This is a genomic window from Ochrobactrum sp. SSR (assembly GCF_030067775.1).
Classification (GTDB): Bacteria; Pseudomonadota; Alphaproteobacteria; order Rhizobiales; family Rhizobiaceae; genus Brucella; species Brucella teleogrylli.
The window spans coordinates 1869523-1896513 of record NZ_CP125969.1 but is presented as its reverse complement, the minus strand read 5'-3'; the positions used below and the strand labels follow the sequence as shown (position 1 = coordinate 1896513).

Below are 26991 nucleotides of genomic sequence, written 5' to 3'. Positions count from 1 at the left end.
GCTTTTTCAGGTTCGGAACGAAAATGAAACTGTTAACATGAAATATCAAATAGGTACGCGTGATCGGGATTTGAATGATTGCGCCTGCCGATCTATATGTATGAAACAGAAATTCACGATTGGAAGGGATTTGACGCCCTCTCCTTCAATCTATGGCAGGCGGCATGGAATTTTTTCGACTTCGGCACAATCTTCTTCTTCATCGCAGCGGTGATCATTTTTCTCCAGCTGAGGAATGTTCTTGGCCGCCGTACTGGAAATGAAAAGCCGCCCTTCGATCCCTATACATCGGCCAAAAGCGCCGACAATGCCGCGCCCGCCGGGTCGGATACTGACAATGTCGTGGCTCTGCCGCGCCGTGCCGGTGAGAAGGACTTTACGGCAATCGACAAGATTGCTGCGGCGGGAACGCCGATCAATGACGGTCTGCGGGCCATTTACGCCGCCGATCCCACCTTCGAACCAGCCCGTTTCGTCGATGGCGTGAAGATCGCTTATGAAATGATTGTGATGTCCTTTGCCGATGGCGATCGCAAGGTTTTGAAGAATCTTCTGTCGAAGGAAGTCTATGAAGGCTTCGTTTCGGCCATCGAGGAGCGCGAGCAGCGCGGCGAAAGCGTGCGCTCTTCCTTCGTGGGCATCGAAAAGGCGGAAATCGCGGCTGCTGAAATGAAGGGCTCGGAGGCGCATGTGACGCTGAATATCGTCAGCCAGATGATTTCGGCGACGCTCGACAAGGAAGGCACGCTGATCGACGGCGATCTGGAAAATGTGGTCGAGATCAAGGACCTGTGGACCTTTGCCCGCGATACGCGCTCGCGTGATCCGAACTGGAAGCTTGTCGCGACCGAAGCGGAAGATTAAGAGAAGGCTTATGAATCGGGCCGCTGATTTCAGCGGCCTTTTTTGTTTTTACTTGATAGCGGATGTAGCTGTGAGCGACTTGGCGAGGATTTTCCGCCCGGTGGGTTTTTCCGATTGCCCCGGCTGGGACCGGGACGATCAGGCGCTGGCATTTGCCGCTTTCCGCCGTTCCGCCGATTACGCTGCTAAAAACACCTATCATAGCGGCAGTCTCGGCATCAGTTTTGAGGCGCTGGAACCTGTTTTTGCGGCAGCGCGGCTTCTGGATGATCCCGATACGATCACCGCCCGCGCCTTTTTCGAACAGCATTTCGTGCCATGCCAGATTGTTCCCGAACAGGAACAGGGATTTGTCACCGGCTTTTACGAGCCGGAAATCGAAGCATCCCTTACTGCGGATGAACGGTTCACGGTGCCGTTTCTGAGAAAACCGGGCGATCTCGTCAAGGTGACGGATGATAACCGTCCCGCAGGTTTCGATCCGACCTACGCCTTTGCGCGCCAGACAGATACCGGGCTTGTCGAATATGACGACCGCCGCCAGATCGAACAGGGAAGTCTCGCCGGGCGGGGACTGGAGATTGCCTTCGTTGCCGACCGGGTGGATGCATTTTTCGCCCATGTTCAGGGCGCTGCCCGGCTGAAACTCAACGATGGCAGCATGATGCGCATCACCTATGCCGCCAAGGCGGGGCATCCATTTACGGGCATTGGGCGCATCCTGGTGGCGAATGGCGAAATTCCCGCAGCCGATATTTCCATGCAGACAATCCGCCGCTGGCTCAAGGATCATCCCGACAAGGCGGATGCGCTGATCTGGCAGAACCGGTCCTACATCTTCTTTCGGGAAGCGCCGGTGGACGATGTCGATGCCGGTCCGATTGCAGCCGCCAAGGTTCCGCTGACGGCGGGCCGGTCGCTGGCTGTTGACCGGCTGCTGCATACATTCGGCACGCCGTTTTATGTCGATGCGCCGACCGTCACTGTTTTCGATGGTGCGCCTTTCGCCCGCCTGATGATCGCACAGGATACCGGTACGGCCATTGTCGGCCCGGCACGCGGCGATCTGTTCGCCGGTTCCGGCGATGCAGCGGGCGAAATTGCGGGCGGCATCAAGAGCGCTGCGGATTTCTACGCGCTCGTGCCGCGCCAGCTGGTGGGAGCGTGACCATGGCGCGCGACACCGAAAAATCCGGCAAGGATTATCTGCGGCCCGAAGACCGCATTCTCTGGGAAACGGTTGCGAAGACTGCGAAGCCCTTGTCGCGGCAGAAACCGGTCGCGGAAGAGCTGCCCGATTTCAAGACCCTGGTGGCAGAAGAAGAAAAGCGTCCGGCGCTGAAAATGCCGCAAACCTCTGCCGATGAAGGAAACAAGCCGAAAAAGGGCCTGTCGTCGCTCAGTGAAATGCAAATCCAGTCGCTGGACAAGCCGACCCATCGCAAGATCGCCAAAGGCCGGGTCGATATCGAGGCGCGGATCGATCTTCACGGCCTCACCCAGAATGAGGCGCATGGGCTTCTCTACAGCTTTCTGGTCAGCGCTCATGCCCGCGGTCTGCGCCACGTAATGGTGATTACCGGCAAAGGCCGGTCTTTTGGCAGCGAGGGCATTTTGCGTCAGGCCGTGCCGCATTGGTTCTCCACGCCGCTGTTCCGTTTGCTGGTCAGCGCCTATGAAGACGCCGCGCGCCATCATGGTGGTCACGGCGCGCTTTATGTGCGGTTGCGCCGCCAGACCCAGCAGAACCTGCTTGGTGGTGGCTTGGGCGGTTTGAGCGGAGGCAGGCCGCAGCGATGACCCCGTTTGGAAAGCGATTGCGGGAACTGCGCGAAGAGCGCGGCGTGACGCAGAAGGAAATGGCGGCGGCGCTGCGCGTTTCACCCGCCTATCTCTCGGCGCTGGAACATGGACGGCGCGGTCAACCGACCTGGGATTTGCTCCAGCGCATCATCACATTTTTCAATATCATCTGGGATGAAGCGGAAGAGCTGCAAAGCCTTGCGGCTGTTTCGCATCCGCGCGTGGTGATCGATACATCAGGCCTGTCGCCGCAGGCAACGGAGCTTGCCAATCTTCTGGCGCGCAATATCCGCATCATCGACAAGGAAACCATCAAACGCCTGAGCGATGATATAGAGACGGCGCGCAAGCGCCGCCGGGGCATCATACCGAAGGCCTGAATGCGACTTCCTGTCAGAACAGCGCCTTCAGTTCATCCAGCTTGGTATTGACCAGCCAGCCATAGTAATTTTCCTGCGGCAATTGCGGGTCGGAGCGCCCAGCATTCTCATTTGCCAGCGCACGGGCGCGGGCATCGGCGCCGCCGGTATTATAGAGCGTGGCGGTGAGACCCGGATTTTTTGGAAATGTCGAAACCGGCAATCTGGCGATAGGAATTGATCGACTGTTTCAGTGTCGCCGCGATGTAAGGCAGCGTCAGGTCCGGGTCCATGATGGTCTTGTAGACGACGCTGCCGTCTTCGGCATCGAGTTTCGGCAGGCCGGAAACGCGGTTCACCATGTCGGACATCTGCAAGGCGGTCAGCGGGTTGATCTGGCCAAGGCCAAATGTCTGCCCGGCATAGAAGGGCTGGAAGAACACGGCGCTGAACCGATTGTTGGGATAAGAGTTCCCGCCCACCGATTTGCCGCGAAAAGTCTTGTTCCAGACATTTTCCCGGCAGGACCACAGCGAATAGCTATCCTTGAACTTCAGGCAGTCGGCAAATTCAGGCCGCTTGATGAATTGCCCGATGCTTTCGCCATTATAGCCGAAGCTCACGCCCTGATTCACATAGGACATGGCTTTCACATAATAGGTCTGAAGCCGGTCATAGACATCGACATTATAGGTGTGTTCGCCAACAATCGCGCCAACGATATGAATGGGATCGATGCCATAGGCTGCGGCGGTCGACCGGATTTTCGAGCGCAGCGAGGCGTCCTTCTTCAGAAGATTATAGATCTTCTGGTACTTCTTCTCATAGGTGGTACTGAGTTCCCGCGTGCGCTTGGCCGAAGCGCCGGGAATGGGCGGCTGCTCTGCATTGCGGTTGCCGGGCGGCACGACCGTCACCGCATAGGCGCTCTGGCTTGCAAGCATGAAGGCCAAGGCAGCGCCAGCAACAGCGGAAACCGGTTTTGCATTGGACATGGCGCGGAAACAAAAGCCAGCAATGCGGTTCAGTGTACTGTTGCTCATCATTGTGCGGAAGCAGTCCCAATATGGTAAATGGATCGTCAATTCGCGGGCAAAATAGAAAACCCCCGACGCAAGTCGAGGGGTTTCTTTTTAGAAGCATGAAAGCGACTAGGGCCGTGGCTTTCCGGTCACTTTATTGTCGCGGTTTACAGAATGAAGCGCGACAGGTCGGTGTTCTTCGACAGAGCGCCCACCTTGTCCTTCACGTAATTGGCGTCGACGGTGAAGGTCGCGCCGGTCTTGTCCGGAGCGGTGAACGAAATCTCGTCCAGAACCTTTTCCATCACCGTCTGCAAGCGACGCGCGCCGATATTTTCGACCGTCGCATTGAGATCGACCGCGATATCGGCCAGAGCGTCAATGGCGTCGTCGGTAAAGGACAGCGTCACTTCTTCCGTCTGCATCAGCGAAATATACTGCTTAATCAGGCTTGCCTCCGTTTCTGTGAGGATACGGCGGAAGTCTTCGCGCGTCAGAGCGGAAAGCTCGACGCGGATCGGCAGGCGGCCCTGCAATTCCGGCAGAAGATCGGACGGCTTCGACACGTGGAACGCGCCGGAGGTGATGAAGAGGATATGGTCCGTCTTCACCGGCCCGTATTTGGTCGCAACCGTGGTGCCTTCGACGAGCGGCAGCAGATCGCGCTGCACGCCTTCGCGTGAAACGCCAGCCCCACCCCCGCCTTCGCGGGAGGCGATCTTGTCGATCTCGTCGATGAACACGATGCCTTCGTCTTCGGTGACGCGCAGCGCTTCCTGCACGATCTGGTCCTGATCGAGCAGTTTGTCGGATTCATCATTGACGAGGATCGCATAGGAATCCTTCACCGTGGTCTTGCGCGTCTTGGTGCGCCCGCCCATCGCCTTGCCCAGCATGTCCGACAGGTTGAGCACGCCGATATTGGCACCCGGCATTCCCGGGATCTCGAAATTCGAGTTCGATCCGGTATCGGCGACCTCGATTTCGATTTCCTTGTCGTCCAGCTCGCCGTTGCGCAGCTTCTTGCGGAAGCTGTCGCGGGTGGCAGGGCTTGCCGTCTTGCCGACCAGAGCTTCGAGAACGCGTTCCTCGGCGTTCAGATGCGCCTTGGCCTTCACGTCTTCGCGGCGTTTTTCACGCACGAGCCCGATGGCGACTTCAACGAGGTCACGGATGATCTGTTCGACGTCGCGGCCGACATAGCCGACTTCGGTGAACTTGGTGGCTTCGACCTTGACGAAAGGTGCGCCTGCAAGCTTGGCGAGACGGCGCGAGATTTCCGTCTTGCCCACGCCGGTCGGTCCGATCATGAGAATGTTCTTCGGCATGACCTCTTCGCGCATCTGCCCTTCGAGCTGCTGGCGGCGCCAGCGATTGCGCAAGGCGATGGCCACGGCGCGCTTGGCGTCGTTCTGGCCGATGATGAAGCGATCAAGCTCCGAAACGATTTCACGGGGGGAGAAGTTACTCATTTTACAACCCACTTTGCCACTGCCTGATGAACTCAAACGGATGCAGCAGCATGATCACGTTGAGCGTAAGATTGTCGCGAATGACGATCAGCGCCAGAATTTCAAAGAAGAGCGCGATGGCGACGGTGATTTTGGTTGGCAGCTTTGCTGCGATCAGAAAGCCGAGCGCGGCGGCGAGCGTATCGGAAACTGAATTCACGATGCTGTCGCCGAAATAGTCCACGGAGGACGTATTGGCGCGATAGCGCTCGATGATGAAATTCGAGTTTTCGACCAGTTCCCATACCGCTTCGATGCCGACCGCAGCCGCAAGTCTCAAGCCGAGCGGGGCTTTGGGCGCGATAACCGTGAACAGCCAGTAAAAAAGAAAGCCATGGATGATATGCGACAGCGTATACCAGTCGGCAATATGCTGCGAATTCTCCGATTTCAGCGAACCCGACCATAATTTTATGGTGCCGCATTCGCACATGGCAATCCGCCCGTCGAGATGCAGCCAGATGGCTTGCACCGCAACAATGGCAATGACGATCAGGACGCCCAGGCCCCAGCGTTGTGCACTCGGTTTGGTGACCTGCGCAAGCGAACTCATTCTGCGTCCAGGCTTTCCACGAGGATATTGTGGTTGGTGTAGATGCAGATATCGGCTGCGATCTCCATGGCCTTGCGGGCGATCTCTTCGGCCGACTTGTCGGTGTCGATCAGCGCACGGGCCGCAGCCAGCGCATAATTGCCGCCCGAACCGATGGCCATCACGCCATGTTCCGGTTCAAGCACATCGCCGGTGCCGGTAAGCGCCAGCGTCACCTTGCTGTCGGCGACAAGCATCATTGCTTCGAGCTTGCGCAGATAGCGGTCGGTGCGCCAGTCCTTGGCGAGTTCGACAGAAGCGCGCATCAGCTGGTCGGGATATTGTTCCAGCTTGGCTTCAAGGCGTTCGAGAAGGGTGAAGGCGTCGGCGGTGGCACCAGCGAAACCGGCAATGACATTGCCCTTGCCGATGCGGCGAACCTTGCGCGCATTGCCCTTCATGACGGTATTGCCGAGCGAGACCTGGCCGTCGCCTGCAATCACGACCTTGCCGTTCTTGCGGACGGTCACGATGGTCGTGCCGTAAATCGTTGTGGGATTGTGTTCGATCATGGATGCTCCTTTGGCGGCTCATGCAATCCCGGACGGCGATCCCACAAGCCCCTTCATCTGAGGGTGAACCGCGCCAGCCGGTGATTTTGCCGGATGAATCGCGTTTCAATGTGGATATTTAAGAACAGCCCCCTGAATTGCAAATACTGAATTGCAAATGCCGAATTGCTGCTTGCCGGATTGCCGAAAGCATTTGGCAAAGCGGGCAAGCTGTTCTAGAACGCGTCCAGTACCCAATGAGGACCGCTTATGACCGCTGAAAGCACCCGCAAGGCAAGTATCGAACGCTCCACGAAAGAGACGAGCATTGCCGTTTCTGTCGATCTGGATGGCGTCGGCAAGTTCGACATCACCACCGGTGTCGGCTTCTTCGATCATATGCTCGAGCAGCTTTCGCGACATTCGCTCATTGATATGCGCGTCATGGCCAAGGGCGACTTGCATATCGACGATCATCACACGGTTGAGGATACCGGCATCGCGCTCGGTCAGGCCGTCGCCAAGGCCCTCGGCGAGCGTCGCGGCATCGTGCGCTATGCCTCGCTTAATCTCGCCATGGATGACACGCTGACCGGGGCTGCGGTCGATGTGTCCGGTCGCGCTTTTCTGGTGTGGAATGTCAACTTCACGACGGCCAAGATCGGCACCTTCGATACCGAGCTTGTGCGCGAATTCTTCCAGGCCTTTGCGATGAATGCAGGTATTACGCTGCATATCAACAATCATTATGGCGCCAATAATCACCATATCGCCGAGTCGATCTTCAAGGCGGTGGCCCGGGTTCTGCGCACGGCGCTGGAAACCGATCCGCGCCAGAAGGATGCAATCCCCTCCACCAAGGGGTCGCTGAAGGGATAATTCATGGCCCAGTTCGTCATTCTGGAACCGACCGAAGCGTCTTTCAAAAAGAAGCGCGGCGGGACGAGCGTTGAACATTCCGTGTTCGTGCGTGACGGTTTCCATGTTCTGGCGCTGGTTCTGCCCTTTGTCTGGCTTCTGGCGCAACGCCTCTGGTTCGAGGCTTTCGCCATTCTCGGTGTCACGGCTCTGCTCGGTTTTGCCGGGAGTTACTTCGGCATTGCCGAGGCGGTTCCTCTGCTGACGCTGATCGTTTCTCTGTTCGTCGCCTTTGAAGGTGCGAACTGGAAAATCGCGAAACTGAAGCGTCAGGGCTATATCGAACGGGCGGCAATCGACGCCAGCGATCTCGACGAGGCGGAAATCCGCTATTTCTTCGGGCGTGCGGCGGCTGAAACCACTCTCGCGGAAAAGCCTGTCCCTGCATCGGAGCCGGTTTCTGCCCATCGATGGGACAAGGCGTCCCTGCGTCCCACTTATTCCTCTACTGGCTCCACGATCGGCTTCGTGGGTCATCGCGGAGAAAACTGAAAATGCGTGTTGCGATAATCGATTATGGTTCCGGCAATCTTCGCTCGGCCACCAAGGCCTTTGAGCGCGCCGCCCGCGAAAGCGGCATAAATGCCGAAATCGAACTGACGGCGGATGCCGCACGGGTGGCCTCTGCCGACCGCGTAGTGCTGCCGGGCGTTGGCGCTTATGCCGATTGCCGTGCCGGTCTCCACGCCGTGTCGGGCATGGTTGAAGCGCTCGATGAGGTTGTCATCCAGAAGGGCCATCCGTTTCTCGGCATCTGCGTCGGCATGCAGCTCATGTCCGAGCGCGGATTGGAAAAGACCGTGACCGAAGGTCTGGGCTGGATCGCGGGTGATGTACGCGAAATGACGCCATCTGATCCGACACTGAAGATTCCGCAGATCGGCTGGAATCGGATTCACGTGAAACAATCGCATCAGGCGCATCCGATTTTCGACGGCATTAAGACCGGCGAGAACGGGTTGCACGCCTATTTCGTCCATTCCTATATGTTCGACGCGAAGAAGGCGGACGAGGTTCTGGCCGTGACGGATTACGGTGGCGATGTTACCGCCGCTGTCGGTCGCGACAATATGGTGGGAACCCAGTTCCACCCGGAAAAGAGCCAGCTGCTCGGCCTTTCGCTCATTGCCAATTTCCTGAAATGGAAGCCTTGAAGACATGATCCTTTTTCCCGCCATCGATTTGAAAGACGGTCAATGTGTGCGCCTGAAGCTCGGCGACATGGATCAGGCCACCGTCTACAACACCGACCCGGCTGCGCAAGCCAAGGCCTTTGAAGATCAGGGCTTTGAATGGCTGCATGTGGTCGATCTCAATGGCGCTTTCGCAGGCGAAAGCGTCAATGGCGCAGCGGTCGAGGCAATCCTCAAGGCCACCAAAAATCCGGTGCAGCTGGGTGGCGGCATTCGCACCTTGCAGCATATCGAGAACTGGCTGTCCAAGGGACTGCGTCGCGTTATCCTCGGCACGGTTGCCGTGCGGGACCCGGCGCTGGTGATCGAAGCCTGCAAGGCGTTTCCGGGACAGGTCGCTGTCGGTATCGACGCCAAGGGCGGCAAGGTCGCCGTTGAAGGCTGGGCCGAAGCCTCACAACTTGGCGTGATCGAACTGGCGAAGAAGTTCGAGGGCGCAGGCGTTGCCGCCATCATCTATACGGATATCGACCGCGACGGCGTTCTGGCCGGAATTAACTGGGATTCGACATTGGCGCTCGCCGAAGCGGTATCCATTCCGGTGATCGCATCGGGCGGTCTTGCTTCGATAGACGACATCAAGCGTCTGGCCGCGCCGGATGCGCGCAAGCTCGAAGGCGCGATTTCGGGCCGTGCGCTTTATGACGGTCGCATCGATCCGGCGGAAGCACTGTCATTGTTGAGGGCCACAGTATGACACTCAAGGCACGTGTAATTCCCTGTCTCGATGTGAAGGACGGTCGCGTCGTCAAAGGCGTCAACTTTGTCGATCTGATCGATGCGGGCGATCCGGTGGAAGCCGCCCGCGCTTATGATGCAGCGGGCGCAGACGAATTGTGCTTCCTCGACATCACGGCGTCTTCGGACAATCGCGAGACAATTTTCGATGTGGTGGCCCGCACGGCGGAACAGTGCTTCATGCCGCTGACCGTCGGTGGCGGTGTGCGTCAGGTTGCCGATATTCGCAAACTGCTTCTGGCTGGTGCCGACAAGGTGTCGATCAACACGGCGGCGGTGAAAAACCCGGAATTCGTCGCCGAGGCGGCGGACAAGTTCGGCAACCAGTGCATCGTCGTTGCCATCGACGCCAAGAAGGTTTCGGGCGAAGGCGAAGCGGACCGCTGGGAAATTTTTACCCATGGCGGTCGCCAGACGACCGGCATCGATGCGGTGGAATTCGCCCGTAAGGTGGTCGATCTGGGTGCAGGCGAAATCCTGCTCACCTCGATGGACCGTGACGGCACCAAGGCGGGTTACGATGTGGCGCTGACCCGCGCAGTGGCCGACAGCGTGCGCGTGCCGGTGATCGCTTCCGGCGGTGTCGGTAATCTGGATCACATGGTGGCCGGTATCCGCGACGGTCATGCGACGGCCGTGCTGGCCGCTTCAATTTTCCACTTCGGCACTTATTCGATCGGGGAAGCGAAACGCTATATGGCCGAAGCCGGAATTCCGATGCGGCTCGATCCGGTTCGCTAACAAGAATATACATGACGGGAGGAACCCCGATGAACCAGTTTACGCTCGCAGACCTTGAACGCATCGTGGCGGAACGCGCCAGCGTGACCGATGGATCGTCCTATACGGCAAGCCTTGTCGCCAAAGGTCAGACCAAGGCATCGCAAAAGCTCGGCGAAGAAGCCGTGGAAACGGTGATTGCCGCTGTTTCCGGCGACCGCGCGGGCGTGGTTTCCGAAAGCGCCGATCTGCTTTATCACCTGATGGTGGTCTGGAAAATCGCTGGTGTTCCGCTGGAAGATGTTCTGCAGGAACTCGACCGCCGCACGGGCCAGACCGGCCTTGAGGAAAAGGCTGCTCGCCCGAAGGCGTGATCCTGCAAAGGATCGCGCTGAATAGAAGGCCAGAGCAGTTCCGGTTAAAACGGAATCGTGGAGCCGATCTATCTATTTGTTTTTACGCATTATCCTGCGCAAAACCGCTTCGCACTTTTGCTGGAAATGCTCTAGAGAGACGACAGTTCATGTGGGAAAAAGTGGATCAGCTCACCCCTTCCAGATATTCGCCCTACCGCTTTTTCTCGGCAGAGGAATGGGCCGGTTTTCGCGCGGATACCCCCCTCACCCTGACCTATGAAGAAGTCAAGCGGTTGCGTTCGCTCGGCGACCCCATTGATCTCGATGAGGTCCGCCGCATCTATCTGTCGCTGTCGCGACTGCTTTATGCCCATGTCGAGGCAAGCCAGTTGCTGTTTCGCCAGCGCCAGCAATTCCTCAATATGGAGGAATCCTTCAAGACGCCCTTCATCATCGGCGTTGCCGGTTCGGTCGCGGTTGGCAAGTCCACCACGGCGCGTATCCTGAAGGAACTGCTCGCCCGCTGGCCTTCCAGCCCGAAGGTCGATCTGGTGACGACGGACGGTTTCCTCTATCCCAACGCGGTTCTGCGCGAGCAGAACATGATGGAGCGCAAGGGCTTTCCGGAAAGCTATGACATCGGCGCGGTTCTGCGCTTTTTGTCGGCGATCAAGGCGGGCATGAGCCGTGTGCGCGCGCCGCTTTATTCGCATCTGAGCTATGACGTGCTGCCGAACGATTACCAAGTGGTCGACAAGCCGGACATTCTTATTTTCGAGGGCATCAATGTCCTTCAGGTGCGCGATCTGCCGGAAGACGGCAAGATGGTGCCCTTCGTGTCGGATTTCTTCGACTTCTCAATCTATATAGATGCCGATCCGGAACTGATCCACAAGTGGTATATCGACCGTTTCATGCGCCTGCGCGAAACGGCTTTCCGCGATCCGCAGTCCTTCTTCCATCGCTATTCGCAGCTTTCGGAAGATGCGGCCCGCTCCATCGGCGAAGGGCTGTGGCAGAATATCAATCTGCGCAATCTCAATGAGAATATCCTGCCGACCCGCCCGCGCGCCGATCTGATCCTGCGCAAGGGCAGCGACCATCTGATCGAAGAGGTCGCGCTCAGGAAGATATGAAAAGAGGCCGGGGAACCCGGCCTTGGCATTTTGATCAGCGTCCCAGATTGGTGCGGGCGAGTTCGGCGATTTCATCGCCGCGCCCGTTGATAATGGCTTTCAGCATATAGAGGCTGAAACCCTTCGCTTGCTCGGCCTTGATCTTCGGCGGCATGACCAACTCCTGCTTGGCCGTGACGACATCGACCAGAACCGGGCCCTTGTGATCGAACGCCTGTTGCAACGCGCCCGGCAGGTCGGCGGATTCTTCCACCCGGATACCCTTGATGCCGATGGCTTCCGCCATGGCGGCAAAGTTTGGATTGTCCAGATCGGTGCCGGTGCTGAGATAGCCGCCCGCTTTCATTTCCATGGCGACAAAGCCGAGCGAGCCATTATTATAGACGACGATCTTCACTGGCAGTTTCAGCTGCGTGAGGGATAGAAAATCGCCCATCATCATGGTGAAGCCACCGTCGCCGGACAGGGAGATGACCTGCCTGTCCGGTGCTGCGGCCTGCGCGCCAAGCGATTGCAGCATGGCATTGGCCATGGAGCCATGATTGAACGAGCCAAGCAGACGGCGCTTGCCATTCATCGTGAGATAGCGCGCCGCCCAGACGGTCGGCGTCCCGACATCGGCGGTAAAAATGGCGTCGTCTTTCGCAATCTCGTTGATCAGACGCGTGAGATATTGCGGATGGATCGGCTGGCCCGCCTTTGAGGGCTGGGCAAGATCGTCGAGATCCTTGCGCGCTTTCACATAATGCGCCTTGGCGGAATTCAGGAATGTCGCGCTGCGGTTCGATTTCAGTTTGGGTAACAGCGCATTGGCGGCTTCCTTCACGTCACTGACGATGCCAAGCGTGATTGGCGCGCGACGGCCGAGCTGCGATGGATCATGGTCGATCTGAACGATTTTCGCTTTTTCAGGATAGAAATTCCGATACGGAAAACTCGTGCCCAGCATCAGAAGTGTGTCGCAGTTCAGCATGGCGTGGTAGCCGGATGAAAATCCGATCAGGCCGGTCATGCCGACATCGTTCGGATTGTCCCATTCGACATGTTCCTTGCCGCGCAGTGCGTGAACGACAGGCGCAGCCAGACGGTCAGCAAGCGCCACCACGGAATCATGTGCTCCGGCGCAGCCGCTCCCCGCGAGGATCGTGATTTTTTCCGAGCCGTTCAAAAGATCGGCAAGCTGCCCGATATCTTTATCGGACGGAATGATCCGTGGTCGCGCCACATGGACCCAGGCTTTTGCGGACGGTTCGTCGATCTGTTTCAGCGCGATGTCCCCCGGCAGGACGATGACGGCCACACCCTGTTGCCCCACTGCGGCGCGCATGGCGCGGTGCAGGACTTCCGGCATCTGGGCGGGATTGGTCACCAGTTCGACGAAATGGCTGCATTCGCGAAACAGTTCCTGCGGATGTGTCTCCTGAAAATAGTCGAGGCCGATTTCCGACGATGGAATATGGGCGGCAATCGCCAGAACGGGTGTGCGATTGCGCTGGCAGTCGAAAAGGCCGTTGATGAGGTGAAGATTGCCGGGGCCGCAACTGCCAGCACAGACGGCGAGCTCGCCGGTTACGGCTGCTTCCGCGCCTGCGGCGAAAGCGGCAGTTTCTTCGTGACGGACATGCATCCAGTCAATCTTGCCAAGGCGGCGCAGGCTGTCGTTCAGCCCGTTCAGACTATCGCCGGTCACACCCCATATGCGCCGGACTCCGGCTTGTGCGAGGGTTTCGGCCAAAAGGTCTGCAACAGTCATGCTCATAATATCACCTCGTTGAAACTCCCGCCTTCAAACTAGGGCGTCAATGAGGAGATGGTAGCAGCTAATTTCGGCGGCGCCGCGCAACGCCGCCGAAAAGAATGCATCAAGCGCGGTGAAAACGGCTCTATGCCGTGCAATCGGTAATGAAACGTGCCAGATAGGCGTCGAAAACCGCTGGCATTTCACGAAAAGGTGCGTGACCGGCATTGTCGATAACGTGGGTTTTCCCCTCCCAGAGATTGCCGAAGCGGACGTTCGACACGAAGTCGAGTTCGACGAAAGGCTCGTCGCGCCCATTGACCACGGCGATGGGGAGCTTTGCCGCCGCCACGATATCGCGCTGGTTGCCACCGGTTCCGGCGGCGAATTTCTCGAACATGATGCGGCGCGCGAAACAGCTTTCCGCGATCCGCAGTCCTTCGTCCATCGCTATTTGCAGCTTTCGGAAGATGTGCCGCGCTCCATTGCCGAAGGGCAGCGGCGGAATATCAATCTGCACAATCTCAACGAGAATATCCTACCAACCCACCCGCCGATCTGATCCTGCGCAAGGGCAGCGATCATCTGATCGTAGAGGTCGCACTCAGTAAAGATATGAAAAGAGGCCGGGGAAACCCGGCCACATCGGAGATTGGTGCGGACGAGTTCGACGATTTCGTCGCCGACTTGTCGATGATGACTTGCGCCATGCCCGAATTGCACGCTTGTCTCGAAGACTCGCGCTGAAAAGCCAAAATCATGCTGTGACCAATTTAATCCTCATGTGGGTTTTCCAAATCCGCATTGCGTCGGAATGCTTTTTTTAGAGAATATGGTTAGAATATGTAAAACGGATATACCAGAAAAATTGACAGTTTTATTTATTTATGAATGCAAGTATCTTGATTATATTCAATTAGAATTGAATATTTATAAGTGAATTATTATGTATTAATTTAAGGATGGCATCATGGCTCGCGTAACAACAATTGTTCAAGTAGATAATTTGTCTTCATATGACGTATACCTTGAGGATGGCGAAGATAAAGATAAAAATATGACATGTCATGCGGAGCTTATTCATAAATGTTCAATTGGGATACCGTGGATTGGTAAAAAATCCGAAAATTATAAAAAAATAACACTAAAATGTGGAAAGAATCAAGATAATTACATATACATATTCCAGGATTACTGGAATTCTTCCGATGCAGTAAAATTCAGTAAAGTCAGCCCATTTGATTATAATGATGGAAATCATGATCAGATGCAATACGAACCAACGGGAGCCGGGGATAAGTATCTGCAAATTATGGATGTATACGATAGCAAGCATGAGAATATCATAGATCAAATTGCATATTTGCGTCGGTTTGACACCTAGGTAAGTGGATAATCCGATCACGAATATGCGGGTCAGGGTGACGTACGGATTTGAAACGATGCAAAGGCTTCGCGCCCTTTCGAAGAGGTCGAAGTAAGAAAAATGCTAAGAAAAATCGGGAGCCCGCCCTTTTTAGACGGTGTTTCAGTCGAAGGAAACCTTGCCGCGCCCTTTTTTGATATCCGCGCGGCCTGATTTCGCCTTCAGGCGTCGCTCGACGGAGCCTTTGGTCGGCCTGGTCTTCTTGCGCGGCGGAGGTGGCGGCTCGGCGGCCTTGGCAATCAGGGCGATCAGCCGCTCGCGGGCATCTTCGCGATTGCGCTCCTGCGTGCGGAAGCGATTGGCCTCGATAAGAATGTCACCGTCCTTGGTGCCTTTCTGACCGGCCAGCTTGAAGAGGCGCGTGAGAATATCTTCCGGCAATCCCGATCGCGCCGCATGAAAGCGCAGCTGCACCGCCGTCGAAACCTTGTTGACGTTCTGCCCACCGGGACCGGAGGCGCGAATGAAGCTTTCCTCCAGATCGTCCTCGCGGATCGTCAGGCGATTGGTGATGCGGATGATGTTCCGGTTCTCTTCCATGAGAGAACGCATACACGCTTCGCTTCGGTTGGACAAAAGAAAACCCGGCACGCGCATGCTCCTCAAAAGTGCGAAGCGGTTTTGGGGTAAGGGCATGCGAGAAAAATCACGCGCGCCAAAGTGCGGGGCTGGATTGAGGGCAAAAGAAAACCCAGCACGCGGGCCGGGCTTTCTTCCTCCTCAGTATTTCTGAGCTTATTCCGCAGCGATACGGATTGCCGGTGCTGCGTCCTTGACCTCGTGATCGACGTGACGTTCGAACTTTTCGAAGTTGGTGACGAACATATCGACCAGCTTTTTGGCCTGCGCGTCATAGGCGGCCTTATCGGCCCAGGTGGAGCGCGGATCGAGAATGGACGTATCCACGCCCGGCACTTCAACCGGAACGGCGAAGCCGAAATTCGGATCGATGCGGAATTCGGCGTCGTTCAGCGAGCCATCGAGGGCGGCAGCGAGAAGCGCGCGGGTTGCCTTGATCGGCATGCGCTTGCCGGTGCCATAGGCGCCGCCGGTCCAGCCGGTGTTGACGAGCCAGCAATCGACCTTGTGTTCGGCGATCAGCTTGCGCAGCAGATTGCCGTATTCCGACGGATGACGCGGCATGAACGGTGCGCCGAAGCAGGTCGAGAAGGTTGCTTCCGGTTCGGTGACGCCCTTTTCAGTGCCTGCGACCTTTGCCGTGTAACCGGACAGGAAGTGGTACATGGCCTGTGCAGGCGTGAGCTTGGCGATGGGAGGCATCACGCCGAAAGCATCGGCGGTGAGCATAATGATGTTCTTCGGCTGGCCGCCCTTGCCCGTCTTCGATGCATTCGGGATGAAGTCGAGCGGATAGGCGCAACGGGTGTTTTCGGTCAGCGAACCATCGTCGAAATCCGGCTGGCGATTGGCGTCGAGCACGACATTTTCCAGCACAGTGCCGAAACGCTGCGTCGTGGCATAGATTTCCGGCTCTGCTTCGGCGGAAAGACGGATGGTCTTGGCATAGCAGCCGCCTTCGAAATTGAAGATGCCGTGTTCACCCCAGCCATGCTCGTCGTCGCCGATCAGCGTGCGCGTCGGGTCGGCGGAAAGCGTGGTCTTGCCGGTGCCGGACAGGCCGAAGAAGACGGCGGTGTCGCCATCCGGGCCTTCATTGGCCGAGCAATGCATCGGCATCACGCCCTTGGCAGGCAGAATATAGTTGAGCGCGGTGAAGACCGACTTCTTCATTTCACCGGCATAGGAGGTGCCGCCGATCAGCACGATCTTGCGGGTCAGATCGACCGCGATCACCGTCTCGGTGCGCACGCCATAGCGTTCCGGATCGGCCTTGAAGGACGGCAGATCAATGATCGTCATTTCCGGCACATAGGAAGCAAGCTCTTCCTGGGCCGGACGGATCAGCAGGTTGCGGATAAACAGCGAATGCCAGGCATATTCGGTCACAACGCGGGCGTTGATCTTGTTGTCGGCGTCAGCACCGCCGATGAGATCCTGTACGAAAAGCTCCTTGCCCTTCGCATGCTCGATGAAATCGGCGTAGAGAAGCTCGAAGGCTTCCGGCGTGATCGGCTTGTTGTTGTCCCACCAGACCTGATCTTCGGTATTGGCGTCGCGGACTACGAATTTGTCCTTCGGCGAACGGCCCGTGTGCTGGCCGGTGCGGGCAACGAGCGCGCCCTGTGCCGTCAGTTCGGCTTCGCCACGGCGGACGGTTTCCTCATAGAGCCGAGCCGGTCCGAGGTTATAAAAGACTGCGGAGAGTTCCTTCAGTCCCGAAGTGGCAATGGAAGCGGCCGTATTGTGAATGCCGGTCTCTCTCATGGTGTCTCCGCCATCTTGGTTTGACAAATTTATCTGCCCTCCGTTTTTCCGTTCTCGGAGGAATGGCAGTCAGAAACAGATTAATTGTGGCAATTCAAATATTTAATCGATTTAAAAATTTTGAATTTTTTTTTAAATCGTTTAACTATTGCGTTTTCGCGTGTATTTTTTGTGGAATACAATCTTTACGAGCGTTAACCAAAGAATGATTCGAGACGGCGCCTTTCACGGCTTCTTTCAGGGCTGCCACATTTTGTACCTAATTTGTACTGCACAAGCTGCATCACTATAATAAGATCGACGTGCAAATCAGGCGCTCGATGATCGAACCGCCCCACCAGCCGGTTGTTCCGGGTGGAATGCCAGATGGCAGAGCCCCAAAGGGTGATGCCCTGGCAAAACATGAAGGAGAAAGGTCCGCATGAAGGAAGCCTCGGCAACGCAGACAATTGCGCTGGTCGACGATGACCGTAACATTCTGACCTCCGTTTCCATTGCGCTGGAGTCGGAAGGCTATCGGGTTGAAACCTACACCGATGGCGCTTCCGCACTTGATGGTCTGATGGCGCGCCCGCCAAATCTTGCGATCTTCGATATCAAGATGCCGCGTATGGACGGTATGGAGCTTCTGCGCCGCCTGCGCCAGAAATCCGATCTCCCGGTTATCTTCCTGACCTCGAAGGACGACGAGATCGACGAGCTGTTCGGTCTCAAGATGGGCGCCGACGATTTCATCACCAAGCCGTTCTCGCAGCGTCTGCTGGTGGAGCGCGTCAAGGCAGTTCTGCGCCGCGTCGCTGCCCGCGACGGTACGGCAAAGCCTGCGGGCCAGCCGTCCAAATCGCTGGAACGCGGTCAGCTGGTCATGGATCAGGAACGTCATACCTGCACCTGGAAGGGTGAACCCGTTACGCTGACGGTCACCGAATTCCTCATCCTGCACTCGCTCGCGCAGCGTCCCGGCGTTGTGAAAAGCCGTGACGCCTTGATGGATGCGGCCTATGATGAGCAGGTCTATGTGGACGATCGCACCATCGACAGCCACATCAAGCGCCTTCGCAAGAAGTTCAAGGTGGTTGACGACGACTTCGAGATGATCGAAACGCTCTATGGCGTCGGCTATCGCTTCCGCGAGGCTTGATGCATAGGATTACCAATGCCGGGTGCGATAGCCCGGCATTGGTTTGGAATATTTGACGCACATCTTATCCGAAATGCGTTTCACATTTTTCGGGATGCGCTCCAACGAGTAACAAAAGCGAGATGGTCGCAGAGACCCAGAACGAAGGCCTTGCAGGCCAGAAAACGAGTTTGCAAGCAAACTTGCGCGAGCGCAGGGCACGGCGGCAGCGCTCGGTGTTCTGGCGCCGTCTGTTTGCGCCCTTTCGCAAGTTTCTCGGTCAATATCTCTTCTCAAGCCTGACGCGCCGCATTCTGTTTCTCAACCTTGCGGCGCTTGGCGTTCTGGTTTCCGGCATTCTCTATATGAACCAGTTCCGCGAGGGGCTGATCGACGCGAAGGTGGAAAGCCTTCTGACCCAGGGCAAGATCATCGCTGCGGCGATTTCGGCCTCGGCAACGGTCGATACCAACTCGCTGATGGTCGATCCGGAAAAGCTTCTAGAACTGCAAGCCGGGCAAAGCCTGACCCCCTCGCCCGATTCTCCCGATAATTGGGAATTCCCGATCAATCCTGAAAAGGTTTCGCCCCTGTTGCGCCGGTTGATTTCGCCGACCAGCACGCGGGCGCGTATCTATGACCGCTACGCCAATATGCTGCTGGATTCGCGCGCGCTCTATTCGCCGAGTTTCCCGTCCTCCAGCCCGGTGTTGAGCTACCCTCTGCCACCGATCGAGGGCGAAACGCCGGGGCTGTGGGAGCGTTTCAGCCGCTGGTTCACCGGCTTCTTCTATGGTGGCGGCTTGCCCGTTTATCAGGAACAGCCGGGCGGCAATGGTCTCGCCTTCCCCGAGATCGTCAAGGCGCTTTCTGGTTCTCCACAAACGGCGCAGCGCCGCACCGAAAAGGGCGAACTGGTGGTCTCTGTGGCCGTGCCGGTCCAGCGTTCGCGCGCGATTCTCGGCGTCTTGCTGCTTTCGACCGAAGGCGACGATATCGACAAGATCGTAGAGGGCGAGCGCATGGCCGTCTTCCGCGTGTTCGGTGTCGTGTCGCTGGTCATGGTGATCCTGTCGCTGTTCCTCGCATCGACCATAGCAAGCCCGCTGCGCAAATTGTCGGCTGCGGCGGATCGCGTGCGTCATGGCGTCAAGAACCGCGTTGAAATTCCAGATTTCTCGGAGCGACAGGATGAGGTGGGACATCTGTCCACCTCCATCCGCGATATGACCGACGCGCTTTACACCCGCATCGAAGCCATTGAGAGCTTCGCCGCCGATGTCAGCCACGAGCTGAAGAACCCCCTCACCTCGCTACGCAGCGCGGTGGAGACCTTGCCGCTCGCCAAGTCGGAGGAATCGCGCAAGCGCCTGCTCGACATCATTCAGCATGATGTGCGCCGTCTTGATCGCCTGATCACCGATATTTCCGACGCTTCGCGCCTCGACGCGGAACTGGCGCGCGAACATATCGACCGCGTGGATATGAAGACGCTGCTCACCAATCTTGTCACTGCCGCGCGCGAAGTGCGCCGCAACAAGGTTGGCACCGAGATCGTCTTCAATACTGGCAAGCTGCCAGCGGGTAAAAAGGCCTTCTACGTCGCGGGCCATGACCTGCGGCTTGGGCAGGTGGTGAGCAATCTCATTGAAAATGCGCGCTCCTTCGTGCCCGACGATACGGGGCGCATCGTGGTGACGTTGCAGGGCGAAGGCAGCCGCCTGCGCGTTCTCGTCGAGGATAACGGACCGGGCATCCCCATCGAGAATATCGAGCGGATTTTCGAGCGTTTCTATACGGATCGCCCGGCATCGGAGGCGTTCGGCCAGAATTCTGGCCTCGGCCTGTCGATCAGCCGTCAGATCATCGAAGCCCATGGCGGTACGCTGACGGCGGAAAACATTGTCGATCCTGCAAAGCCCGATCAATTCAGGGGCGCCCGTTTCATCGTCGATCTTCCGGCCAGCACATGACCCCGGAAGAAGCCAGGAGCGGCCTCCACGCCACCACCGTGCAATTGCGCGGAAAGGGCGTGATGATCATGGGCCGCTCGGGCGCGGGCAAGACCGAACTGGCGCTGACGCTGGTGGAGCGCGCATCGCTCCGCAGCGAACAGGCGGCCCTCGTCAGCGATGATCGCACGATGCTGCGCGCCGAAGACAATCACCTGATCGCCAGCGCGCCAGTTGCCCTTGCGGGCGGTGTGGAGATTCGCGGCGCTGGCCTGTTCAAGGTGCCTTTCGTCGCCAGCGCCACGCTTGATCTGGTGATCCTGCTTGTGGCCCGTGAAGAAGCGGAGCGTTATCCAGGCGGCGGAATCTGGAGCTTTGAAGGGATCGAACTGCCGCGTCTGCTTCTACCGTCACTGTCGTCGAATGGCGATTCCAACGCGCTGTCGCGGGCGATAGAGGCGACTTTGTTCTACGAACGGTGGTCGCCGGAGAATCGCTGACCGGCGATGGTTTCGATTCTGTGAAGATTTCACACCGCTGCGGCATTTTGCTTTTTTCAAGGCGGGGTGGAGATTTTTCACTTGCTATAAGGATTTGCCCTGCCAAGATGCACAACTCGCCGGCATGGTTCCGGCTACAGTACGATCCTTAAAACGAGACAGGTTTTTTGGAGTGATCGTACTGGAACAAAGCAGGTGCCATCTGATCATCTGGCGGGGTGATGCGGCGGGCGCGCGACGGGAGCTTTTATAGTATGATCGGACTCGTGCTTGTTACGCACGGAAGGCTGGCCGAAGAGTTTCTTCATGCCGTTGAGCATGTGGTAGGCCCGCAAGATAATTTCGAAACCGTATGCATCGGTGCGGAAGATGACATGGAGCAGCGTCGACGCGATATCGTCGAAGCTGTCGAACGCGCCGAAAATGGCAGCGGCGTCATCATCCTGACCGACATGTTCGGTGGAACTCCCTCCAATCTGGCCATCTCGGTCATGCAGGAAGGCAAGATTGAAGTCATCGCAGGCGTCAATCTGCCGATGCTGATCAAGCTTTCAAGCGTGCGGATCGGCGGCGACATCAAGACTGCGCTTCGCGAGGCGCAGGACGCGGGGCGTAAATATATCAACGTCGCAAGTCAGGTTCTGACAGGAAAGTAAATATGCGGTCCAGCGTCACCCTTACTGGCGAATACGATCCCGAAACTGCAATTTCCCGGTCGCTTGAGATCGTCAACAAGCGCGGGCTGCACGCCCGCGCCTCCGCCAAATTCGTCCAGCTGGTCGACGGCTATGACGCGCATGTCCGCGTTTCCAAGGACGGCATGACGGTCGGCGGCACCTCGATCATGGGGCTGATGATGCTGGCCGCCTCGCCCGGCTGCTGCATCGAGGTCAGCGCTTCGGGCGAACAGGCCGAGACGGTGCTCGACGCCCTGCAGACGCTGATTGCCGACAAGTTCGGCGAGGAGTGCTGATAGGACCCGCTTCCTATTTTGTTACCAAAAGACGTTGGAAGTTAGCTGTGCAGCGCTCGTCCGTGGGAGCAATGAGAGTTGCGGTGACTAAATCGATTCTTTCAAATTGCAGGTAACCGCTGTTTTTATATCTCAGGTCATATCCATATTCGTTATGTTTATTTTTGATTATCGAGTAGCACTCTAATGTTTTATAAGGTTTTCCCGATTTCCAGATGACTGATGATAGAGTGTATGGTTCCTCACCATGCTGTACAATGCTGTATAATGTTTCCTTGTTGCTATTTCTTATGTAAGTAATTCCGTCTGGAGGCTCACTAAGACCAGTGTTTTCTTTACTGTGCGCCTCTATTAAGTTAGCTTTCCCATATGGATTTTTTGCCTTGCTAATATAAATATCGATGACGCTGTCATTGTAAACGTTGTTTGCCCAAGCAGAGATTCCTTTATCTTGTGCTTGGGAAGGGAGAGTATCGATGTGCGATGCCATTGCAAGAATTAATAACATAAAGACAGTTTTTTTTATTTTATCTCCATAACATTAAATAATACGAAATTATAATTTGATAGGATCACCAAATGGTTCCTGAGGATAGCTGTTATATTTTCTTGAGGGATTTGAGAGCGGGATATTAATTGGTTTAATCGTTGCCTTGCGTGGGGGATTTATGGCTCACGATTGAACTCCGTGTATAGCGGTTTCAAGATCTGCCGATATGCACGTATAAAGATTTGTTTATATGAAGTTGTGCTTCGACCCGCGATCTGCTAGTCAAAGCGGCAGCCGGAGCGGCTTTTATCGACGATATTCCGCTCCCAAACCATGTCTACAACGCCATTCCGAACCGGGTTCATTGCCGTGTTGGAATTGTTTTTGATTGGAGCACGCGATGACCGCAAGCCAAGATTTCGTCGTCAAGGATCTGAGCCTGGCCGACTGGGGCCGCAAGGAACTCGACATTGCCGAAACCGAAATGCCGGGCCTGATGGCTGCGCGCGCGGAATTCGGCAAGACGCAACCGCTGAAGGGCGCACGCATTTCCGGTTCGCTGCACATGACCATTCAGACCGCCGTTCTGATCGAGACGCTCAAGGCCCTTGGCGCCGATGTGCGCTGGGCATCGTGCAACATCTTCTCGACGCAGGACCATGCCGCCGCTGCGATTGCCGCCACCGGCACGCCGGTTTTCGCCATCAAGGGCGAAACCCTTGAAGAATACTGGACCTACACCGACCAGATCTTCCAGTGGCCGGATGGCCAGCCGTCCAACATGATCCTCGACGATGGCGGCGACGCCACCATGTACATCCTCATCGGCGCGCGCGCTGAAGCGGGTGAAGACGTTCTGTCGAACCCCGGTTCGGAAGAAGAGGAAGTTCTCTTCGCGCAGATCAAGAAGCGCATGGCTGCAACGCCGGGCTTCTTCACAAAGCAGCGCGATGCCATCAAGGGCGTGACGGAAGAAACCACCACCGGCGTCAACCGTCTGTACCAGTTGCAGAAGAAGGGCCTCCTGCCCTTCCCAGCCATCAACGTCAATGACAGCGTCACCAAGTCGAAGTTCGACAACAAGTATGGCTGCAAGGAATCGCTGGTCGACGGCATTCGTCGCGGCACCGACGTGATGATGGCTGGCAAGGTCGCCGTCGTCTGCGGTTACGGCGATGTCGGCAAAGGCTCCGCCCAGTCGCTGGCCGGTGCCGGTGCCCGCGTCAAGGTGACGGAAGTCGATCCGATCTGCGCCCTTCAGGCCGCCATGGATGGCTTTGAAGTCGTGACGCTCAGCGATGCCGCTCCGACCGCCGATATCGTGATCACCACGACCGGCAACAAGGACGTCATCACGCTGGACGACATGCGCAAGATGAAAGACATGTGCATCGTCGGCAATATCGGCCACTTCGACAACGAAATTCAGATTGCCGCTCTGCGCAACCTGAAGTGGACCAATGTGAAGCCGCAGGTCGATCTGATCGAGTTCCCGGATGGCAAGCGCCTGATCCTTCTTTCGGAAGGCCGCCTGCTCAATCTCGGCAACGCGACCGGCCATCCGAGCTTCGTGATGTCGGCCTCCTTCACCAACCAGGTGCTGGCCCAGATCGAGCTTTACACGCGTCCGGAAGCCTACAAGAACGAAGTCTATGTTCTGCCGAAGCATCTCGACGAGAAGGTCGCGCGCCTGCATCTCGACAAGCTGGGTGCGAAGCTGACTGTGCTTTCTGAGGAACAGGCAGCCTATATCGGCGTCACTCCACAGGGCCCGTACAAGTCCGAGCACTACAGATATTAACCATCGGTTAAGCATTCTACTACATGTTGAGACTGGACAGTTGACAGGCTGTCCAGTCTTTCTTTTGCGCGCGACACGCTTCACCTGGATTCGTCGGAAGGGTATTGTGAAGACGAATCAAAAGCATTCCCGGCAAAAGTGTATTGCGGTTTTGATGTTCGGGAATGCGAAGAAACAATGTGTTTTGGCGGGTGTTCGCGTGGTGCGTTTTTTGCCGGTTTCGGCGGGAAGCGGCTGGTCGCTTCGTCCCTGAAACACGTTCGGCTATCGGCACTATGGCGGTGCCCGACGGTCGGTTGATGTGTTGAAATTGAAATGCGGGTGTGCGTCCGTTTGCGGAAGCACAGTCGGGTGGCGGAGAAAAGGGAAACATGCCAGAAGTCGGCTTATCGGGCACAACCCGGGGCAATTCCACAATCGGAAGAGGCAAGAGCTTGACGGTTGCTCTCGCCTGTGTTGCAAAGCCGCTTCGGCAGGTCGTCTTGAAGGCGACCGTGTCAGTTTCCGCCGTTCTTGCCGCCATGCCCGCTTTTGCGCAGGGCGCTGATGGCGCGCGCATCGAACTGCCTTTTGGCGGCGGCAGCGTCGGCGCCTTCGAAGTCATTCAGTTTTCCATGTTTGTCGGCGCCATGGGCGCGGCGCTGCTTTCCGCAGGCTGGCTCATTCGCGAGCGCGCCCGCGCTGCGAGTGAAAACAAGGAACTGCGTTCCAAACTCTCTGATCTGAGCCTTACGGCGCAGCGCAATGAAGCGCTTCTCAATCTCAAGGATCAGCGCATCGTCGTCTGGGACGGTCATACGATGCGGGCCGATGTGGTCGGGCAATTGCCGGATGAAAGCGGCGCGCCGCAGGATCGCTCGGCATTTCTGGCTTTCGGTCGCTGGCTGCGCCCGCAATCGGTGACGGCGCTGGAGCGCGCCGTCGCGTCGCTGCGCGAACATGCGCGCACCTTCGATCTGACGGTCGAAACCAATAATGGCACGCTGCTTGATGTTTATGGCCGTACCTCCGGCGGTCTGGCTGTCGCCCGCTTTTTCAGCCTGCAGGGCGTTCAGGCGGAGCGCGCAGCGCTTCAGGCGCAAAATCGCGAATTGTCGGACCGGATCGAACTCCTGCGCCGCCTGCTGGAGCGCATCGAGCAACCTGTCTGGGTTCGCGATGGCAATGGCCGCATCGAATGGGTCAATCAGGCCTATGCGCGCGCTGTCGATATGCCCGATACCAGCCAGACGATCGCGGAAGGTCGCGAGCTTTTCGGTGCGCAGGCGCGGATTCGTCTGGAGCGCGACCGTATTGCCGAGCCGGTTCTGCATGAGCAATTGCCGACAGTGGTGCGCGGCGACCGCCGGATTTTCGATGTGACCGATGTGAGCGCCGAGGGCGGTTCCGCTGGTCTTGGCTTCGATCTGAGCGAAGTCGAGCAGGTGCGTGAGGAACTGAGCCGCACGCTGAAAAGCCATGCTGAAACGCTGGATCAGCTCTCGACCGCAGTGGCGATTTTCGATCCGGAAATGAAGCTCCAGTTCTTCAATCAGGCATTTGCGAAACTCTGGTCGCTTGACACGGCCTGGCTCGAAACCCAGCCGAGCAACACCTTGCTCTTCGACCGGCTGCGGTCCGAAGGCAAGCTGCCGGAACAGCCGGAATGGCGCAAGTGGAAGGACGGTTTACTGTCTGCCTATCGCGCCGTCGAGCCGCAGGAACATATGTGGCATCTGCCCGATACGCGCACCATGCGCGTGGTCGCCAATCCGCATCCGCAAGGCGGCGTGACCTGGTTCTTCGAGAACATGACGGAAAAGTTCGAACTCGAAGGCCGCTACAACACACTGATCAAGGTTCAGGGCGAAACGCTGGATCATCTGGCCGAGGCCGTGGCGGTGTTCGGGTCCGATGGCCGCATGCGCCTGTCCAATCCGTCCTTCGCGGACCTGTGGTCACTACCTGCCGCCATGGTCGTGGTGGGCACGCATATATCAACGATTTCAAAGCTTTGCCGTGAGCGTGGCGGAGACGGTCTCTGGGACGATTTCGTGTCCTCCGTGACCGGCTTCCTCGACCAGCGTGATGGTCGCATGGGGCAGGTGGAGCTGGATGACGGTGTGATCCTGTCCTTCGCGGTGGTGCCGCTGCCCAAGGGGCAGACCATGCTTACCTTCATCGATGTGACCGATACGGTGCGCGTTGAACGTGCCCTGAAGGAAAAGAACGAAGCGCTGGAACTGGCCGACCAGATCAAGAACGATTTCGTGCAGCACGTCTCCTACGAGCTGCGTTCGCCGCTGACCAACATCATCGGCTTTACCGAACTGCTGCAGACCCCGTCCTTTGGCTCGCTCAACGAGCGTCAGGTGGAATATCTGGAGCATATCAGCACGTCGTCGTCGGTTCTGCTGACCATTGTGAACGATATTCTCGATCTCGCGACCGTCGATGCCGGCATCATGGAACTGGAAATCGGCGATGTTTCGGTGGTGGAGGCGATTTCCGCAGCTGCTTCCCGCGTGAGCGAGCGCTTGCGCGACCATGATATCGGCCTCGATGTCGATATTGCCGATGATGTGGATGTCTTCAAGGCAGACGCCAATCGCGTACGTCAGGTGCTTTTCAACCTTCTGTCCAACGCGACCAATTACGCGCCGGAAGGTTCGACCGTCACCTTGCAGGTGGCGCGCGAAGGGTCTGAAGTGGTCTTCTCTGTCCATGACGATGGCCACGGCATGCCGCCGGAAGTTCTGGATACTGTCTTCAAGCGTTTCCAATCCTATCCGAATGGCGGGCGCAAGCGCGGTGCCGGGCTCGGCCTTGCCATCGTGAAAAGCTTCGTTGAGCTGCATGGCGGCAACGTCGATATCGAGACTGGTTCGGGCAGGGGAACAACCGTGATTTGCCGCTTTCCATCGGAGACACGCAGCTTCCGTGTTGCTGCCGAATAAGGTAAA

At 57.1% G+C, this 26991-nt stretch carries 26 protein-coding genes and 3 pseudogenes; 20 read left to right on the top strand and 9 right to left on the bottom strand.

The features are described from left to right. Positions 1–78 precede the first annotated feature (78 nt). Genes QLQ11_RS08940 through QLQ11_RS08925 form a run of 4 tightly spaced genes read left to right on the top strand, consistent with a single transcriptional unit; the run spans position 79 to position 3047 of the window. Positions 79–864 (top strand): Tim44/TimA family putative adaptor protein, encoded by a 786-nt coding sequence (locus QLQ11_RS08940; RefSeq protein ID WP_371835863.1) that lies wholly within the window; start codon positions 79–81, stop codon positions 862–864. A 10-nt stretch (positions 865–874) separates the two neighbouring features. Further along, positions 875–2032, top strand: a complete 1158-nt coding sequence (locus QLQ11_RS08935; protein ID WP_371835862.1) for a murein transglycosylase A — start codon at positions 875–877, stop codon at positions 2030–2032. Between the two features lie 2 nt (positions 2033–2034). Then, the gene (locus tag QLQ11_RS08930; RefSeq protein ID WP_109370028.1) at positions 2035–2664 is read left to right on the top strand and encodes a Smr/MutS family protein; all 630 of its coding nucleotides are present in this window, start codon (positions 2035–2037) and stop codon (positions 2662–2664) included. Further along, entirely contained in the window at positions 2661–3047 is a 387-nt protein-coding gene (locus tag QLQ11_RS08925; RefSeq protein WP_109370029.1) for a helix-turn-helix domain-containing protein, read from the top strand. Before QLQ11_RS08930 ends, QLQ11_RS08925 begins: the two co-directional genes overlap by 4 nt. A 13-nt stretch (positions 3048–3060) precedes the next feature. Here the strand turns inward: QLQ11_RS08925 and QLQ11_RS08920 are convergent. The 4 genes and pseudogenes from QLQ11_RS08920 to hslV form a co-directional block, all read right to left on the bottom strand. Next, positions 3061–4069: pseudogene (locus QLQ11_RS08920) on the bottom strand (DUF1402 family protein). 146 nt (positions 4070–4215) lie between these two features. Next, positions 4216–5520 carry an ATP-dependent protease ATPase subunit HslU gene (gene hslU, locus QLQ11_RS08915; RefSeq protein ID WP_109370031.1) on the bottom strand — a complete coding sequence of 435 codons (1305 nt, stop codon included), beginning with the start codon at positions 5518–5520 and terminating at the stop codon, positions 4216–4218. Position 5521: 1 nt separating this feature from the next. Continuing rightward, positions 5522–6112 (bottom strand): DUF2585 domain-containing protein, encoded by a 591-nt coding sequence (locus QLQ11_RS08910; RefSeq protein ID WP_109370032.1) that lies wholly within the window; start codon positions 6110–6112, stop codon positions 5522–5524. Continuing rightward, complete coding sequence (hslV, locus tag QLQ11_RS08905) at positions 6109–6663, bottom strand: ATP-dependent protease subunit HslV (protein WP_078337637.1); 555 nt, start codon at positions 6661–6663, stop codon at positions 6109–6111. Before hslV ends, QLQ11_RS08910 begins: the two co-directional genes overlap by 4 nt. 249 nt (positions 6664–6912) lie before the next feature. Here hslV and hisB point away from each other — a divergent pair, with 249 nt between their 5' ends. From hisB to coaA, 7 genes are all read left to right on the top strand, one after another. Continuing rightward, positions 6913–7521 (top strand): imidazoleglycerol-phosphate dehydratase HisB, encoded by a 609-nt coding sequence (hisB, locus tag QLQ11_RS08900; RefSeq protein ID WP_109370033.1) that lies wholly within the window; start codon positions 6913–6915, stop codon positions 7519–7521. Between the two features lie 3 nt (positions 7522–7524). After that, positions 7525–8052, top strand: coding sequence for a DUF2628 domain-containing protein (locus QLQ11_RS08895; RefSeq protein ID WP_109370034.1), 528 nt, complete (start codon positions 7525–7527; stop codon positions 8050–8052). A gap of 2 nt (positions 8053–8054) precedes the next feature. Further along, complete coding sequence (hisH, locus tag QLQ11_RS08890) at positions 8055–8714, top strand: imidazole glycerol phosphate synthase subunit HisH (protein ID WP_109370035.1); 660 nt, start codon at positions 8055–8057, stop codon at positions 8712–8714. 4 nt (positions 8715–8718) lie between these two features. Then, positions 8719–9450 (top strand): 1-(5-phosphoribosyl)-5-[(5-phosphoribosylamino)methylideneamino]imidazole-4-carboxamide isomerase, encoded by a 732-nt coding sequence (hisA, locus tag QLQ11_RS08885; protein ID WP_109370036.1) that lies wholly within the window; start codon positions 8719–8721, stop codon positions 9448–9450. After that, complete coding sequence (gene hisF / locus QLQ11_RS08880; protein WP_078337642.1) at positions 9447–10232, top strand: imidazole glycerol phosphate synthase subunit HisF; 786 nt, start codon at positions 9447–9449, stop codon at positions 10230–10232. Before hisA ends, hisF begins: the two co-directional genes overlap by 4 nt. A 29-nt stretch (positions 10233–10261) precedes the next feature. Further along, a complete protein-coding gene (locus QLQ11_RS08875; RefSeq protein WP_109370037.1) occupies positions 10262–10585 on the top strand; it encodes a phosphoribosyl-ATP diphosphatase in 324 nt (107 codons plus the stop codon). Between the two features lie 149 nt (positions 10586–10734). Next, the gene (gene coaA, locus QLQ11_RS08870; RefSeq protein WP_109370038.1) at positions 10735–11703 is read left to right on the top strand and encodes a type I pantothenate kinase; all 969 of its coding nucleotides are present in this window, start codon (positions 10735–10737) and stop codon (positions 11701–11703) included. 34 nt (positions 11704–11737) lie between these two features. Here coaA and poxB read toward each other — a convergent pair whose 3' ends face one another. After that, positions 11738–13462 carry a ubiquinone-dependent pyruvate dehydrogenase gene (poxB, locus tag QLQ11_RS08865; protein ID WP_109370039.1) on the bottom strand — a complete coding sequence of 575 codons (1725 nt, stop codon included), beginning with the start codon at positions 13460–13462 and terminating at the stop codon, positions 11738–11740. 124 nt (positions 13463–13586) lie between these two features. Next, positions 13587–13853: pseudogene (locus QLQ11_RS08860) on the bottom strand (alpha/beta fold hydrolase); the annotation flags it as partial. Here QLQ11_RS08860 and QLQ11_RS08855 point away from each other — a divergent pair. Further along, positions 13851–14053: pseudogene (locus QLQ11_RS08855) on the top strand (type I pantothenate kinase); the annotation flags it as partial. The pseudogenes QLQ11_RS08860 and QLQ11_RS08855 sit on opposite strands and share 3 nt — an antisense overlap. A gap of 358 nt (positions 14054–14411) precedes the next feature. After that, a complete protein-coding gene (locus tag QLQ11_RS08850; RefSeq protein ID WP_109370041.1) occupies positions 14412–14825 on the top strand; it encodes a hypothetical protein in 414 nt (137 codons plus the stop codon). 144 nt (positions 14826–14969) lie between these two features. Here QLQ11_RS08850 and arfB read toward each other — a convergent pair whose 3' ends face one another. Both arfB and QLQ11_RS08840 read right to left on the bottom strand, forming a co-directional pair. Continuing rightward, entirely contained in the window at positions 14970–15419 is a 450-nt protein-coding gene (gene arfB / locus QLQ11_RS08845) for an alternative ribosome rescue aminoacyl-tRNA hydrolase ArfB (RefSeq protein ID WP_171317018.1), read from the bottom strand. A gap of 183 nt (positions 15420–15602) precedes the next feature. Then, positions 15603–17213, bottom strand: coding sequence for a phosphoenolpyruvate carboxykinase (locus QLQ11_RS08840; RefSeq protein ID WP_109370042.1), 1611 nt, complete (start codon positions 17211–17213; stop codon positions 15603–15605). A gap of 421 nt (positions 17214–17634) precedes the next feature. Between QLQ11_RS08840 and QLQ11_RS08835 the strand changes: the two genes are divergently transcribed. The 5 genes from QLQ11_RS08835 (at position 17635) to QLQ11_RS08815 (ending at position 21758) form a co-directional block, all read left to right on the top strand. Further along, the gene (locus QLQ11_RS08835; protein WP_078337648.1) at positions 17635–18354 is read left to right on the top strand and encodes a response regulator transcription factor; all 720 of its coding nucleotides are present in this window, start codon (positions 17635–17637) and stop codon (positions 18352–18354) included. A gap of 122 nt (positions 18355–18476) precedes the next feature. Continuing rightward, entirely contained in the window at positions 18477–20306 is a 1830-nt protein-coding gene (locus QLQ11_RS08830) for a stimulus-sensing domain-containing protein (protein WP_109370043.1), read from the top strand. Then, positions 20303–20785, top strand: a complete 483-nt coding sequence (locus tag QLQ11_RS08825; protein WP_109370044.1) for an HPr kinase/phosphorylase — start codon at positions 20303–20305, stop codon at positions 20783–20785. Before QLQ11_RS08830 ends, QLQ11_RS08825 begins: the two co-directional genes overlap by 4 nt. Before the next feature lie 254 nt (positions 20786–21039). Next, positions 21040–21441: a PTS sugar transporter subunit IIA gene (locus QLQ11_RS08820; protein WP_109370045.1), complete on the top strand. Its 402-nt coding sequence runs from the start codon at positions 21040–21042 to the stop codon at positions 21439–21441. A 2-nt stretch (positions 21442–21443) separates the two neighbouring features. Beyond that, positions 21444–21758 carry an HPr family phosphocarrier protein gene (locus tag QLQ11_RS08815; protein ID WP_109370046.1) on the top strand — a complete coding sequence of 105 codons (315 nt, stop codon included), beginning with the start codon at positions 21444–21446 and terminating at the stop codon, positions 21756–21758. A 13-nt stretch (positions 21759–21771) separates the two neighbouring features. Here QLQ11_RS08815 and QLQ11_RS08810 read toward each other — a convergent pair whose 3' ends face one another. Further along, a complete protein-coding gene (locus tag QLQ11_RS08810) occupies positions 21772–22248 on the bottom strand; it encodes a hypothetical protein (protein WP_283735977.1) in 477 nt (158 codons plus the stop codon). A gap of 400 nt (positions 22249–22648) precedes the next feature. Here QLQ11_RS08810 and ahcY point away from each other — a divergent pair, with 400 nt between their 5' ends. Then, complete coding sequence (gene ahcY, locus QLQ11_RS08805; protein ID WP_109370048.1) at positions 22649–24049, top strand: adenosylhomocysteinase; 1401 nt, start codon at positions 22649–22651, stop codon at positions 24047–24049. A gap of 371 nt (positions 24050–24420) precedes the next feature. Next, positions 24421–26985, top strand: a complete 2565-nt coding sequence (locus tag QLQ11_RS08800; RefSeq protein ID WP_371835861.1) for a PAS-domain containing protein — start codon at positions 24421–24423, stop codon at positions 26983–26985. Positions 26986–26991: the final 6 nt, after the last annotated feature.

What these genes read in the sequence shown, in the direction of transcription:
- hisF (WP_078337642.1), top strand. Translation starts at nt 9,447, where the DNA reads ATGACACTCAAGGCACGTGTAATTCCCTGTCTCGATGTGAAGGACGGT.
- QLQ11_RS08830 (WP_109370043.1), top strand. Translation starts at nt 18,477, where the DNA reads ATGGTCGCAGAGACCCAGAACGAAGGCCTTGCAGGCCAGAAAACGAGT.
- hisH (WP_109370035.1), top strand. Translation starts at nt 8,055, where the DNA reads ATGCGTGTTGCGATAATCGATTATGGTTCCGGCAATCTTCGCTCGGCC.
- hisB (WP_109370033.1), top strand. Translation starts at nt 6,913, where the DNA reads ATGACCGCTGAAAGCACCCGCAAGGCAAGTATCGAACGCTCCACGAAA.
- arfB (WP_171317018.1), bottom strand. Translation starts at nt 15,419, where the DNA reads ATGCGTTCTCTCATGGAAGAGAACCGGAACATCATCCGCATCACCAAT.
- QLQ11_RS08925 (WP_109370029.1), top strand. Translation starts at nt 2,661, where the DNA reads ATGACCCCGTTTGGAAAGCGATTGCGGGAACTGCGCGAAGAGCGCGGC.
- QLQ11_RS08895 (WP_109370034.1), top strand. Translation starts at nt 7,525, where the DNA reads ATGGCCCAGTTCGTCATTCTGGAACCGACCGAAGCGTCTTTCAAAAAG.
- QLQ11_RS08825 (WP_109370044.1), top strand. Translation starts at nt 20,303, where the DNA reads ATGACCCCGGAAGAAGCCAGGAGCGGCCTCCACGCCACCACCGTGCAA.
- QLQ11_RS08835 (WP_078337648.1), top strand. Translation starts at nt 17,635, where the DNA reads ATGAAGGAAGCCTCGGCAACGCAGACAATTGCGCTGGTCGACGATGAC.
- hisA (WP_109370036.1), top strand. Translation starts at nt 8,719, where the DNA reads ATGATCCTTTTTCCCGCCATCGATTTGAAAGACGGTCAATGTGTGCGC.
- hslU (WP_109370031.1), bottom strand. Translation starts at nt 5,520, where the DNA reads ATGAGTAACTTCTCCCCCCGTGAAATCGTTTCGGAGCTTGATCGCTTC.
- QLQ11_RS08840 (WP_109370042.1), bottom strand. Translation starts at nt 17,213, where the DNA reads ATGAGAGAGACCGGCATTCACAATACGGCCGCTTCCATTGCCACTTCG.
- coaA (WP_109370038.1), top strand. Translation starts at nt 10,735, where the DNA reads ATGTGGGAAAAAGTGGATCAGCTCACCCCTTCCAGATATTCGCCCTAC.
- QLQ11_RS08820 (WP_109370045.1), top strand. Translation starts at nt 21,040, where the DNA reads ATGATCGGACTCGTGCTTGTTACGCACGGAAGGCTGGCCGAAGAGTTT.
- QLQ11_RS08815 (WP_109370046.1), top strand. Translation starts at nt 21,444, where the DNA reads ATGCGGTCCAGCGTCACCCTTACTGGCGAATACGATCCCGAAACTGCA.
- QLQ11_RS08930 (WP_109370028.1), top strand. Translation starts at nt 2,035, where the DNA reads ATGGCGCGCGACACCGAAAAATCCGGCAAGGATTATCTGCGGCCCGAA.
- hslV (WP_078337637.1), bottom strand. Translation starts at nt 6,663, where the DNA reads ATGATCGAACACAATCCCACAACGATTTACGGCACGACCATCGTGACC.
- poxB (WP_109370039.1), bottom strand. Translation starts at nt 13,462, where the DNA reads ATGAGCATGACTGTTGCAGACCTTTTGGCCGAAACCCTCGCACAAGCC.
- QLQ11_RS08850 (WP_109370041.1), top strand. Translation starts at nt 14,412, where the DNA reads ATGGCTCGCGTAACAACAATTGTTCAAGTAGATAATTTGTCTTCATAT.
- QLQ11_RS08800 (WP_371835861.1), top strand. Translation starts at nt 24,421, where the DNA reads ATGCCAGAAGTCGGCTTATCGGGCACAACCCGGGGCAATTCCACAATC.
- ahcY (WP_109370048.1), top strand. Translation starts at nt 22,649, where the DNA reads ATGACCGCAAGCCAAGATTTCGTCGTCAAGGATCTGAGCCTGGCCGAC.
- QLQ11_RS08910 (WP_109370032.1), bottom strand. Translation starts at nt 6,112, where the DNA reads ATGAGTTCGCTTGCGCAGGTCACCAAACCGAGTGCACAACGCTGGGGC.
- QLQ11_RS08875 (WP_109370037.1), top strand. Translation starts at nt 10,262, where the DNA reads ATGAACCAGTTTACGCTCGCAGACCTTGAACGCATCGTGGCGGAACGC.
- QLQ11_RS08935 (WP_371835862.1), top strand. Translation starts at nt 875, where the DNA reads ATGAATCGGGCCGCTGATTTCAGCGGCCTTTTTTGTTTTTACTTGATA.
- QLQ11_RS08810 (WP_283735977.1), bottom strand. Translation starts at nt 22,248, where the DNA reads ATGGCATCGCACATCGATACTCTCCCTTCCCAAGCACAAGATAAAGGA.